This is a genomic window from Mycobacterium sp., from assembly GCF_008709575.1.
Classification (GTDB): Bacteria; Actinomycetota; Actinomycetes; order Mycobacteriales; family Mycobacteriaceae; genus Mycobacterium.
In genome coordinates, this window is sequence record NZ_VYIK01000084.1 from 1 (window position 1) to 11662 (window position 11662).

Here is an 11662-nt window from a genome sequence, read left to right on the forward strand (position 1 = left end):
GGGCTGGTGATCCAATCCTGCTCCAACCCGTGCAGCACCACAGGAACCGTGACCGAAATAGAATCCGATGCCGACACCAGCGCTGAATCCAGCACATCCACGCTCGTCCAGTAGCTTTCGAGCAGACCTTGCAGGTCGTACACGGCTGTGATCAACGCGTTCGTGCCCAACTCCGAACTGCTCAGGTCCAAACCCGACGCCGCCGCAGCGGGATCCACACCCGTGGGTGCGTCAGGCAGACCCATCAATGCCGCCTGCACCGGCTCGATGATCAGATCTACGACATCGCCGTGAGCTGTGGGAGCCGCGGCAAACAGGGTCACGCAGGACACCAGGGACATCGCGGCACTGGTACCGAGACCGGCGGTGCGATGACATGCCGTCGCGGTGCGCAAGCTATGTTTGCGCCGCTTGGTTGTTGCGCAACCCGGAGTTAGCACCGCTACGGGATTCCTTAAAGATTTCTCAGGTGCAGTCAGCGTGACTGTAGCGAGCACTGAGCTGTTTAGCAATGCGACGGCGGAACCGCTTTGTTGCCCAGTCGGGGAGGGGCGACGCTGTTGATCGGCTGTCGTGTGCTTCGAGGCATTTGAGAAGTCGGTGCGCCGGTTTTCCCACGACAATCGCGAGCCCTGGGTGAACTTTGTGAACGGTCAGCGTAACGACGCGGTGGTCGCGGAGTGTTTCGACTCGTGCGCTAAAGGGTGTTGTTCGTGGGCTGGGCGCACACGAGGAGACGTTGCGGGCAGCGAACTGCGAGCAAAAACTGCGTGTGAGGGAAATCACAGTTCAACACGGCCGGTTGCGGGCACGAATCATTAGGTGGATGCGTTCGACGCTGGTACAAAGCGTTGCTTGCAGGACTCACGAGGGGATGCGAGGACATCATGCCTACCGACTACGACGCCCCACGGCGCACCGAGACCGATGACGTGTCCGAGGACTCGTTAGAGGAGCTCAAAGCACGGCGGAACGAGGCGGCGTCGGCGGTGGTCGACGTCGACGAGTCCGAATCGGCCGAGTCGTTCGAGCTGCCCGGCGCCGACTTGTCCGGTGAGGAGCTCTCGGTGCGTGTCATTCCCAAGCAGGCCGACGAGTTCACCTGTTCGAGTTGCTTTCTGGTGCAACACCGCAGTCGGCTTGCGAGCGAGAAGAACGGTGTCATGATCTGCACCGACTGCGCGGCCTGATCGGGTCAACTGCGCAATGCCGACAACACCCGCTCTGGGTGACGGCAGCTCACCAGCCAGTACGGTGTCGGGTCTTCGGGGTCGTCGAGCACGACCAACACCATCGGCCCGATCCAGGCGCGATGCAGCACGTAGGCCGCCGGGTCGAGCTGGCGGCCCAGAGCGGCAGATTTGGCCGAGCGCGGGATTTCTGCGGATCGGGCGATCACTGTGACGGGTAGATGTGCCTCGCCGGCCCACAGCTCAAGCCCCTCGTCACCGGTGATAATGCGGACTTCGATGCGGCCCAACCACAACAACACCCCGGCAACCATGACGGACAGCACCGCGAGCACCAGCCAGTGCGGCAGTCGCGGCACGCCCAGGTTGACTTCGTATGCGATCAGCGCGGCCAGCGCGAAACCCAGCGGCCACCACCACAGCGGCACCCACAGGCGCTCGCGATATCGCACGTTCTCAGGCGCGATGCGGGTACTTGACACTCGGTCAAGGGTAATCTGTGGCCCCGTGCCGACCAGTCTGACGGTTGTTCGCCTGGATCCCGGGCTTCCGCTGCCCAGCCGTGCTCACGACGGTGACGCGGGCGTGGATCTGTATAGCGCTGAAGACGTCGAACTTGCACCTGGGCAGCGTGCCCTCGTCCGAACCGGCCTCGCGGTGGCCATTCCGCTCGGAATGGTCGGGTTGGTGCATCCGCGCTCGGGACTGGCCGCCCGGGCGGGGCTTTCCATCGTCAACAGTCCCGGCACGATCGACGCCGGCTATCGCGGCGAGATCAAAGTGGCGCTGATCAATCTGGACCCGGCGGCGCCGATCGCGGTGCGCCGCGGTGACCGGATCGCTCAGCTGTTGGTGCAGCGGGTCGAGTTGGTTGAGCTGGTCGAGGTGTCGTCATTCGACGAGGTCGGGCTGGCCAACACGTCCCGCGGCGATGGCGGTCACGGCTCTTCCGGCGGACATGGGAGTTTGTGAGCCCCGGCGAGATGAGGGAGAGCAGCGCGGGTAATGGCATTCGGTAGGCGCAAACCCAAAGACGACAGCCCGGCCACGGGGGCCGAGCCGCAGGTGGACGCGGTCGAGGAGCAACCGGACAACCCGGTCGAGCCGACGTACGACGAGGAGCTCGAGGGTCCCTTCGACATTGATGATTTCGACGATCCCGCCACAGCGGAGGCCGCACGGCTCGACCTCGGTTCGGTGCTGATCCCGACGCCAGAGGGTGCCCAGTTGCAGGTCGAACTCACCGAGGGCGGTATCCCGAGTGCGGTCTGGGTCGTCACGCCCAACGGCCGTTACACCATTGCCGCCTATGCCGCACCCAAGACCGGCGGCTTATGGCGCGAGGTGGCGGCTGAGCTCGCCGATTCACTGCGCAAAGACGGGGCCACGGTCACCATCCAAGACGGTCACTGGGGTCGTGAAGTGGTCGGGATCGCGTCAGGCGCGGTGCGGTTTATCGGGATCGACGGTTACCGCTGGATGATCCGGTGTGTGGTCAACGGGACACTCGAGAGCATCGACGCCGTGACTCAGCAAGCCCGGGAAGCGTTGGCCGACACCGTGGTCCGCCGCGGCAGTACCCCGCTTCCGGTCAGGACACCCCTCCCGGTGCGACTGCCCGAGCCGATGGCGGCGCAGTTGCGGGAAGCGGCCGCGCAGCAGACCGCCGCGCAGCAGGGCGGGGGTGCACCGCCAACGCGCCGCAGTGCCCGCGGCTCGGCGATGCAGCAGTTGCGCAGCAGTACGGCCGGAGGTTAGACACTGGCCAGTGCCGCCAGGCAGGCGGCACCCAGCGCGGCGGGATCGGCGCCGATCTGAGCCAGCGTCACGGTGCACACCGACGCGCGCGGCGCAGCGGCCGCCCAGGCAACACCGACCTCAAAAGGGTGGACCGGGTCGTCGGTAGCTGCGGCGATCCCCATCGGAACGTCCAATCGCGCAAGCTCCGCGCGGGTCGGCGCGACATAGTCCGCCGCTTCCTCCAGCGCGTCAGGCAAGTACGGCCATAGCCGCCGCCACGACCGGGTGAGCTCCTCGGCCAGCCAGGGCGGGCTGGACGCGCGCAGCTGGGTCGTCGCCGCGGCCAGCCCGTCACGCCGGAGGTGATCAGCCGAATGGCGGGCTGCCCGGGCTGCGGGAGCTCCGTCGGGCGTGCCGGTCCAGGCCGGGAGCGCGGCCAACACCGCTACCGTGGTTTCGGGATGTGCCAATGCCCACGCGGCGGCCACCGCCGCCCCGAGGGAGATTCCGCCGACCGCGATCGGGCCCCGGCGCGCTGCGTCGTCGAGCGCGGCCCGGTAGCAGTCGATCAACCCACCCGGCTCAGGTGGGGGCGCGAGGATCCGCGCGCCGACGCCGCGCAGCGGGCCGGCGAATGCCCGATCCACGTAGACATCGTCGGATCCGGTCCCCGGCAGCACGACGACGGTCACACCGCGCAATTCGACGGCCATCTACTGATCGTGCCCGCAGCGCTGAGCCCGTTGTGCACCGGCAAACCGGGGGTCGCATGGCGTCCGGGACCCAACAGGGCTACGGTGTCGTTTGGCACACAGAGATTCGGCTTCCACACCTGGATAGTTTGGCGTGCGGATCGGCCGAAATGTTCGTGAAGAGGTGATGGCGACGGCCGAAGGTTATCTGCACCGGCTGACCCGTCGGTTGACGGAGGATCCCGAGCAGCGCGACGTCGAGGAGTTGTCCGACGAGGCCGCGAACACCGGCGCGCAGCGGGCGATCGACTGTGAGCGCGGTCAGGAGGTCACGATGGTCGGCACGCTACGCAGCGTGGAAGCCAACGCCAAAGGCTGCGCCGGCGGGGTCCGCGCCGAATTGTTCGACGGCACCGACACTGTGGCGTTGGTATGGCTGGGGCAACGCCGGATCCCTGGGATCGACTCGGGCCGGAAACTGCGGGTGCGGGGCCGGCTGGGCAAGTTGGACAACGGCACCAAAGCCATTTACAACCCGCACTACGAAATTCAACGATGACAGCTCGGGTGGGCGGCCTCGGTGAATAATCTCGAGCCGGCCGAGCGTGGGCGTGGCGCGATGGTCTCTGAACCCACCCCCGCCCAGCGGCTGATTGCGCAGCTGGGCGGCGTGAGCGGGCTCGTTTACTCATCGCTGCCGGTGCTGTTCTTCGTGCCGATCTCGGGTCTGTGGGGACTGTCGCCAGCCGTCGGCACGGCACTTGGCGTGGCTGCCCTGGTGCTGGTGTGGCGGCTGATCCGGCGCCACTCCACTCGGCCGGCGGTATTCGGGTTCTTCGGTGTCGCCATCTGCGCGCTGATCGCCTACGTGCTGGGGGAGTCCCGAGGCTATTTTCTGCTGGGCATCTGGATGTCGCTGTTATGGGCAACGGTCTTTGCGCTGTCGGTGCTGATCCGTCGGCCGGTGGTGGGTTACCTATGGAGCTGGGCGGGCGCGCACGACCTCGGCTGGCGTGACGTTCGCCGGGCTGTTTACGCCTTTGATTGCGCCACCCTCGTCTGGATGCTGGTGTTCGTGGCCCGCTTCGGGGTGCAGGGCTCGCTCTACCACGCCGGCCGCACGGGGTGGCTGGGCGTGGCGCGGATCGCGATGGGCTGGCCGCTGACCGCGGCAGCGGCGGCAGTCACGTATCTGGCCATCAAGGTCGTGCAGCACGCATTACGGCCGACGACTGTCACAGAGGTGGCAGGAGCAGCCGACGCAGCTCCTCCTCCGCCTCGCTAACCGCGACGAACAACAGCTCGTCGCCGCCCTCCAGGGGCTCGTCGTCCTGCGGAACGATGACTCGTGGCCCACGCAGAATGGTCACCAGCGTGGCATCGCGGGGCAAGGCGAGCTTGCGTACCGGCTTCCCGCCCCACGGGGTGTTATCGGGCAGCGTGATTTCCACGAGGTTGGCTTGTCCTTTGCGGAACTCCATCAGCCGGACCAGGTCTCCGACCGCGACCGCCTCTTCCACCAGTGAGGCCAGCATCCGCGGGGTGGACACCGCCACATCGACACCCCAGGCGTCGGTGAAGAGCCATTCATTGCGCGGATCGTTGACCCGGGCCACCACCCGGGGTACCGCGAATTCCGTTTTGGCTAGCAGGCTCAGCACGACGTTGACTTTGTCGTCGCCGGTAGCGGCGACCACAACATCGAAGTCTTCCAGGTGCACCGATTCCAGCAAGCTGAGTTCGCAGGCATCGCCCAGATGCCAATGCGCGGTCGGGATCGCGTCGACGTCGAAGTTTCCCGGATCGCGCTCGATCAGGCTCACCTCATGGCCGCTCTCGAGAAGTTCGCGGGTGATCGAACGGCCGACCGCGCCGGCTCCGGCGATTACGACTTTCATCTGCGCCACTCCTCAATCCCGGCTGCGCCGGCATCATCGTCGTCGGCGCGTTTCATCTGCGCCACTCCTGGATCCCGGCTGCGCCGGCATCATCGTCGTCGGCGCGTTTCATCTGCGCCACTCCTGGATCCCGGCTGCGCCGGCATCATCGTCGTCGGCGCGTTTCATCTGCTTTGCTCCTCGAGGTCCTCGCCCGGCGGTAAGGCCGCAATCGCGATCGCCTCGGTGACCCGCCCGGATATCGCGGCGACGTACACCTGGTCGCCGGCCTGGATCACGGTCTTGGGATCGGGTAGTTGGCCGGTGCCGAACCGGATCAGAAACGCCGCGCGGGCGCCGGTGGCCGTTTCCAGCTCGGTAAGCCGGTGTCCTATCCAGTCCTCGTGTAGCACCACCTCGGCGACGGAGACAGTGCCTGTTGGGTCGCGCCACGCGCTGGTGGGCTGAGTTTCCCGGAGCAGCGCGTTGAGCAGGCGGTCTGTAGTCCAGGGCACGGTGGCGATAGTCGGAATGCCCAACCGCTCGTAGACCGCGGCGCGTTTGGCGTCGTAGATCCGCGCGACAACGCGCTGCACGCCGAAGGTTTCCCGGGCCAGCCGGGCCGAGATGATGTTGGAGTTGTCGCCGGAGGACACCGCGGCGAAGGCGTCGGCCCGCTCGACGCCGGCGCGCAGCAGGACGTCGCGGTCAAATCCCAGTCCCAGCACCCGCTCCCCGACGAAATCCGGGCCGAGCCGGTTGAAGGCGGTGCGATCGCGGTCGATGATCGCGACATCGTGGCCGATCCGGGACAGTGCACAGGCAACCGAAGACCCCACCCGGCCACATCCCATGACTACTACCCGCAACCTGAGATCCTTTCGGCTTACCCCCGCTCGGCGGGCCCGATCGGCCAGCCGACGTGGGCACGACACATTCTCGACCAGGGAACGCTACCGCCCGAGCGCGGTGGGCTTACTCTTGGCTCTCGTGTCCAAACTTTCCACCGCGGCGCGGCGGCTCGTTCTGGGCCGGCCGTTCCGCAGCGACCGGCTGAGCCACACGCTGCTGCCCAAGCGGATCGCCCTGCCGGTCTTCGCCTCGGATGCCCTCTCGTCGGTGGCTTACGCCCCGGAAGAAATCTTTTTGGTGCTCTCGGTGGCCGGCGTGACGGCCTACGCGCTGACCCCGTGGATCGGTTTGGCGGTGGCGGCGGTGCTGCTGGTCGTGGTCGCCAGCTACCGGCAGAATGTGCAAGCCTATCCGTCCGGTGGTGGTGACTACGAGGTGGTCACCACTAATCTCGGAGCCAACGCCGGATTGACCGTCGCCAGCGCTCTGATGGTGGATTACGTTTTGACGGTTGCCGTTTCGGCGGCCTCGGCGATGTCCAACATCGGCTCGGCCATCCCGTTCGTGGGTGAGCACCGGGTGCTGTTGTCGGTGATTGCGATCCTTCTGGTGACCGCGATGAATCTGCGGGGAGTAAAGGAATCGGGAGTGGCATTCGCCGTTCCGACGTATGCGTTTATCGCCGGGATCGCAATGATGCTGGGCTGGGGACTGTTCCGGATCTATGTGCTCGGCGATCGGCTCCGCGCCGAATCCGCGGGTTTCGAGATGCATTCCGAGCACGGCCAGGTCGTCGGTTTTGCGTTGTTGTTCCTGGTGGCCCGGTCGTTTTCCTCGGGCTGTGCGGCACTGACCGGCGTGGAGGCGATCAGCAACGGTGTCCCCGCATTCCGGAAACCCAAGTCACGCAACGCGGCAACCACGCTGCTGATGTTGGGCGTGATCGCGGTGAGCATGTTCATGGGCGTGATTGTGCTGGCCGAGAGGACCGGAGTGCAGGTCGTTGACAATCCTGCCAAACAGCTGGTGGGCGCGCCACCGGACTACCAGCAGAAAACGCTGATCGTGCAGCTGGCCCAAGCGGTGTTCGGGAGCTTCCACGTGGGGTTGCTGCTGATCGCCGCGGTGACCGCGCTGATCTTGGCATTGGCGGCCAACACCGCGTTCAACGGATTCCCGGTACTAGGTTCGGTGCTGGCCCAACACAGCTACCTGCCGCGGCAACTGCACACCCGCGGGGATCGGTTGGCGTATTCCAACGGGATCGTGTTTTTGTCGATGGCGGCTCTCGCTGCGATCATCGCGTTTCGCGCACAGGTTACCGCCTTGATTCAGCTCTATATCGTCGGCGTGTTCATCTCCTTCACGTTGAGCCAGATCGGCATGGTCCGGCACTGGACCCGGCTACTGCGCGAAGAAACCGATGCGCGAATCCGGCGGCGGATGATGCGATCCCGGGTAGTCAATACGATCGGCTTCGTGTCCACCGGATCCGTCCTGGTCGTCGTTTTGGTGACGAAGTTTCTGGTCGGGGCCTGGATCGCGGTGGTCGCCATGGGCTCGCTGTTCATGATGATGAAACTCATCCGCAAGCATTACGACTCGGTCAGCCGGGAACTGGCCGAGCAAGCCGGGGCGCAGGATCGCGAGATCGTTTTGCCCAGCCGCAACCACGCGGTGGTGCTGGTGTCCAAACTGCATCTGCCCACGCTGCGCGCGCTGGCCTACGCGCGGGCGACTCGCCCCGATGTGCTGGAGGCCGTCACGGTCAGCGTGGACGAAGCAGAAACCCGCGAACTGGTGCGTCAGTGGGAGGACAGCGACATCAGCGTGCCGCTGAAGGTGATCGCGTCGCCGTACCGCGAAATCACCCGACCAGTAATCGATTACGTCAAACGGGTCAGCAAAGAGTCGCCGCGCACCGTGGTCACGGTGTTTATTCCGGAATATGTGGTGGGTCACTGGTGGGAGCATGTGCTGCATAACCAGAGCGCGCTGCGACTCAAGAGCCGGCTGTTGTTCGTTCCCGGTGTGATGATGACCTCGGTGCCGTGGCAATTGACGTCCTCGGAGCGGCTCAAGACATTCCAGCAGTACGCCTCCCCTGGTGACACCCGTCGGGGGATCTTCGATTGACCGAACTGACGCTGACGGCCGGCGCGCCGGCCAACGGCGGGAGCTGCGTGGCCCGCCACGAAGGCCGAGTGGTGTTCGTTCGCTACGCACTGCCCGGTGAACGGGTTCGAGTGCGGCTTACGGCTGATCGTGGTTCGTACTGGCACGCCGAAGCTGTCGAGGTGATCGAGCCGTCGGAGCATCGAATCGCCTCGTTGTGCCCGATCGCCGGGGTTGAGGGGGCCGGTTGTTGCGACCTCGCGTTCGCCGAGCCGGCGGCCGCACGTGTGCTCAAGGGGCAAGTGGTGGCTAATCAACTGCTACGCCTCGGTGGTTACCACTGGGAGGGAATCGCGCAACCGCTTGCACTGTCCGATACCGGCCCGACAGGATGGCGTACCCGGGTCCGCCTTGCAGTCGGGGCAGATGGTCGCGCCGGTTTCCATCGTTACCGCAGCGACGAGTTGGTCACCGACTTGCGCTGCGCCCAGCTGCCCCCGGGCATGACCGATGGGCTGGCGGCGGAATGGCCACCCGGTGCGCACCTGCATATCGTCGTCGACGACGACGGTATGCGCCATGTAGTGAGCACCGCGCGGCGGGGCAAGCGGACCGTGACGGAGGTTGTCGAAGGTGAGCAGCAGGCATTGCAGCGGGTGGGGCGGCGCAGCTGGCGGGTGCCGGTGACGGTGTTCTGGCAAGCCCACCGCGACGCTGCGCAGATCTACAGCGCTTTGGTGACCGACTGGGCGCAAGCCGGTCCCGGGATGACCGCCTGGGATCTTTACGGCGGCGTGGGCGTGTTCGCCGCAGCGCTGGCCGAAGCGGTGGGAGAGTCCGGACAGGTGCTGACCGTCGACACTTCACCGGCGGCATCGCGGGCAGCCCGCAAAGCGTTGGCCGATCTGCCTCAGGTGCGGGTAGTCAACGATTCGGCGCGACGGGCGTTGACGGCCCAGCGGGGCAGCGCCGATGTGGCCGTGCTGGATCCGCCCCGCTCGGGTGCCGGACGCGAGGTTATCGACTTGCTGGCCGCCGCCCGAGTGTCGCGGATAGTGCATATCGGTTGCGAAGCTGCATCTTTCGCTCGCGACATTGGCTTGTACCGCGGCCATGGCTTTGCGGTCGAACAGATCCGGTTGTTCGACGCGTTTCCGCTGACTCATCACGTGGAATGCCTTGCTTTGCTGCGTCGCTGACACTCACTCCAGCATGAGGTAGCGGCCCCAGAGGTAGCGCCCGGACAGTGCAGCGTCCAGTTCTTTGGATAGGCCATCCCAGGCCGCCGCAGGGCCCCCGCACATGGTTGGGGCTCGACGTGCCGATGTTGGTCAAACCAACACGAAGTAGCGCAACCACAGATAGCCGGCGGACACAGCCAACGACATTGTGGTTACCGTCAGGCCCTTGCGGGTGAACTCCCAAAAAGTGATGGGATTGTCTGCACGCCGGGCGATTCCGATGATGACGACATTGGCGCTGGCCCCGACGGCGGTCAGGTTGCCGCCGAAGTCGGTGCCCAGGGTCAGCGCCCACCACAGAACGTCCGGCTGGGCGTGGTCATGCAGGGACGGCACCAGCCCGGCGACGATCGGTGTCATGGTCGCGGCGTACGGGACGTTGTTGACGATGCCGCTGAACACCAGGGACACGCCCAGGATCAGCATCGTCGTCAACAGGGCGTTGCCGCCGGTGGCGGTGGCGGCCATGTGCGCCAGCTTGTCGATGACGCCGGTTTTTACCAGCGCGCCGACCATGATGAACAGGCCGGCAAAAAACAGCAGGGTGTCCCATTCGACGCTGGCCAGGTACTGCGAGCGCCCCACCCCCGAGATCATGATCAAGATGCCGGCGCCCAGCAGAGCCACCTCGGCCGGGTCCATGCCCAGCGGTTCGTGCAAAACGAAGGCCGCGAACACCCCCACCAGCACGACACCGCACTTGAGCAGCAGCGCGTGATCTCGGATCGCTTCGCCTTCCTCCAGTGCCATGATGTCGGCGACCCGTTCGGGATCGACGGCGAAGCTGCCGCGAAACAGCCGGGGCAGCATTGCGGCCAGGACCGCGATCACAACCACCACCAGCGGGGCCAGGTGGATCAGGAAGGAGTTGAAGCTCAGGCCGGCGCGACTGGCGACGATTATGTTGGGCGGGTCACCGACCAGCGTCGCGGCGCCGCCGATGTTGGAGGCGAACGCTTCGGCCATCAGAAACGGTGCCGCGCTGATCGTCAGCCGGTCACACACCAGCAGGGTGACCGGGGCGACCAGCAGCACCGTGGTGACGTTGTCCAACAATGCCGATCCGAACGCGCTGACCAGCATCAGCAGGATCATGATGCGCAGCGGCGAACCCTTCGCTCGTTTGGCAGACCAGATCGCGACGTATTCGAAGACGCCGGTTTGGCGCAGCACACTGACGATGATCATCATGCCCAACAGCAAAAAGATGACGTCCCAGTCGATCCCGGTCTTAGGGGAGTAGAAGACGTCGGGGGTGCGCATCACCGGCAGCATGACCACGATGCCCGCACCGACCAGTGCTATCCGCGTCTTGTCGATGCGGTCGTAGGCGATCAGGGCGTAGGCGACCACGAATACCGCGACCGCGATAGCGCTCATCGACCGTCCTGCGGGTCGTCGCGCATGGGTCCCGAAATCAAGATTTCAGGGCGGCGGCCAGCAGGCGAGATGCGGTGATCACGCCGTACAGCTTGTCGTCTTGGACAACCGCTACCAGTGGACTCTGCAGCCGCCCCATGACAGCGGCCACTTCGATGATGGTGTCGTCGGGGTGGGCCGCAGGCACGCTGACCAGATCGTCCGGCAGCACGTCGCCTACCGTCTTGCCACCGAGTTTCTCTGCGGCACGATCAGCCATCGATTCGCCGAGCACCCCGGCCAGTGATGGGTCGTCTTGCACGTAGCGCGGCACGATGAACCGGACCACCTGAGAGGACGGCAGCACCGCGTACGGCTTTCCGGACCTGTCGGTGACGACAATTCCGGCCAGACGGTGCTGTGCGACGATCCGGGCCGCATCGAGGGCGTCGGAGTCGATGGACACGACCGGTAACTGCTCGGCGATTTCCTCCGCACGCATACCGGGACAATACGTGGGTACCCGAGCAGGCTTCGAAAAAGGCTTCGAAAAAGGCTTCGAAAAAGGCTTCGAAAAAGGCTTCGAAAAAGGCTTC

General features: G+C 65.5%; 14 protein-coding genes. 7 read left to right on the forward strand and 7 right to left on the reverse strand.

Features of this window, described 5'->3' with window-relative positions; genetic code table 11:
* Positions 1-341 (reverse strand): hypothetical protein (locus F6Q13_RS15700; protein WP_293058363.1); only part of this gene is annotated, 341 nt, incomplete at its 3' end.
* 546 nt (positions 342-887) lie between these two features.
* Between F6Q13_RS15700 and F6Q13_RS15705 the strand changes: the two genes are divergently transcribed.
* Complete coding sequence (locus F6Q13_RS15705; RefSeq protein ID WP_003919098.1) at positions 888-1190, forward strand: DUF4193 domain-containing protein; 303 nt, start codon at positions 888-890, stop codon at positions 1188-1190.
* Between the two features lie 5 nt (positions 1191-1195).
* Here F6Q13_RS15705 and F6Q13_RS15710 read toward each other — a convergent pair whose 3' ends face one another.
* A complete protein-coding gene (locus F6Q13_RS15710; RefSeq protein WP_293058447.1) occupies positions 1196-1672 on the reverse strand; it encodes a DUF3093 domain-containing protein in 477 nt (158 codons plus the stop codon).
* Between the two features lie 25 nt (positions 1673-1697).
* Between F6Q13_RS15710 and dut the strand changes: the two genes are divergently transcribed.
* Positions 1698-2162 (forward strand): dUTP diphosphatase, encoded by a 465-nt coding sequence (dut, locus tag F6Q13_RS15715; RefSeq protein WP_293058449.1) that lies wholly within the window; start codon positions 1698-1700, stop codon positions 2160-2162.
* Between the two features lie 33 nt (positions 2163-2195).
* Positions 2196-2948, forward strand: a complete 753-nt coding sequence (locus F6Q13_RS15720) for a DUF3710 domain-containing protein (protein ID WP_293058452.1) — start codon at positions 2196-2198, stop codon at positions 2946-2948.
* On the opposite strand, the gene F6Q13_RS15725 is transcribed toward F6Q13_RS15720, so the two are convergent.
* Positions 2945-3643 carry an alpha/beta hydrolase gene (locus F6Q13_RS15725; protein WP_293058455.1) on the reverse strand — a complete coding sequence of 233 codons (699 nt, stop codon included), beginning with the start codon at positions 3641-3643 and terminating at the stop codon, positions 2945-2947. The genes F6Q13_RS15720 and F6Q13_RS15725 overlap by 4 nt on opposite strands.
* Before the next feature lie 166 nt (positions 3644-3809).
* Between F6Q13_RS15725 and F6Q13_RS15730 the strand changes: the two genes are divergently transcribed.
* Together F6Q13_RS15730 and F6Q13_RS15735 are read left to right on the forward strand one after the other, a co-directional pair.
* Positions 3810-4181 (forward strand): OB-fold nucleic acid binding domain-containing protein, encoded by a 372-nt coding sequence (locus tag F6Q13_RS15730; protein WP_293058457.1) that lies wholly within the window; start codon positions 3810-3812, stop codon positions 4179-4181.
* A 60-nt stretch (positions 4182-4241) separates the two neighbouring features.
* Positions 4242-4907: a DUF3159 domain-containing protein gene (locus F6Q13_RS15735; RefSeq protein ID WP_293058459.1), complete on the forward strand. Its 666-nt coding sequence runs from the start codon at positions 4242-4244 to the stop codon at positions 4905-4907.
* On the opposite strand, the gene F6Q13_RS15740 is transcribed toward F6Q13_RS15735, so the two are convergent.
* Both F6Q13_RS15740 and F6Q13_RS15745 read right to left on the reverse strand, forming a co-directional pair.
* On the reverse strand, positions 4858-5520 hold the full coding sequence (locus F6Q13_RS15740) for a TrkA family potassium uptake protein (protein ID WP_293058461.1): 663 nt from the start codon (positions 5518-5520) through the stop codon (positions 4858-4860). The genes F6Q13_RS15735 and F6Q13_RS15740 overlap by 50 nt on opposite strands.
* A gap of 164 nt (positions 5521-5684) precedes the next feature.
* The gene (locus tag F6Q13_RS15745) at positions 5685-6368 is read right to left on the reverse strand and encodes a TrkA family potassium uptake protein (protein ID WP_293058463.1); all 684 of its coding nucleotides are present in this window, start codon (positions 6366-6368) and stop codon (positions 5685-5687) included.
* A gap of 121 nt (positions 6369-6489) precedes the next feature.
* On the opposite strand from F6Q13_RS15745, the gene F6Q13_RS15750 reads away from it, so the two are divergent.
* Together F6Q13_RS15750 and F6Q13_RS15755 are read left to right on the forward strand one after the other, a co-directional pair.
* Entirely contained in the window at positions 6490-8487 is a 1998-nt protein-coding gene (locus tag F6Q13_RS15750; protein ID WP_293058465.1) for an APC family permease, read from the forward strand.
* Positions 8484-9665, forward strand: a complete 1182-nt coding sequence (locus F6Q13_RS15755) for a class I SAM-dependent RNA methyltransferase (protein ID WP_293058468.1) — start codon at positions 8484-8486, stop codon at positions 9663-9665. The genes F6Q13_RS15750 and F6Q13_RS15755 overlap by 4 nt, the downstream gene beginning before the upstream one ends.
* A gap of 132 nt (positions 9666-9797) precedes the next feature.
* On the opposite strand, the gene F6Q13_RS15760 is transcribed toward F6Q13_RS15755, so the two are convergent.
* Together F6Q13_RS15760 and F6Q13_RS15765 are read right to left on the reverse strand one after the other, a co-directional pair.
* Positions 9798-11087 carry an ArsB/NhaD family transporter gene (locus tag F6Q13_RS15760; RefSeq protein WP_293058471.1) on the reverse strand — a complete coding sequence of 430 codons (1290 nt, stop codon included), beginning with the start codon at positions 11085-11087 and terminating at the stop codon, positions 9798-9800.
* 37 nt (positions 11088-11124) lie between these two features.
* Positions 11125-11568, reverse strand: a complete 444-nt coding sequence (locus F6Q13_RS15765) for a CBS domain-containing protein (RefSeq protein ID WP_293058473.1) — start codon at positions 11566-11568, stop codon at positions 11125-11127.
* Between the last annotated feature and the right edge of the window lie 94 nt (positions 11569-11662).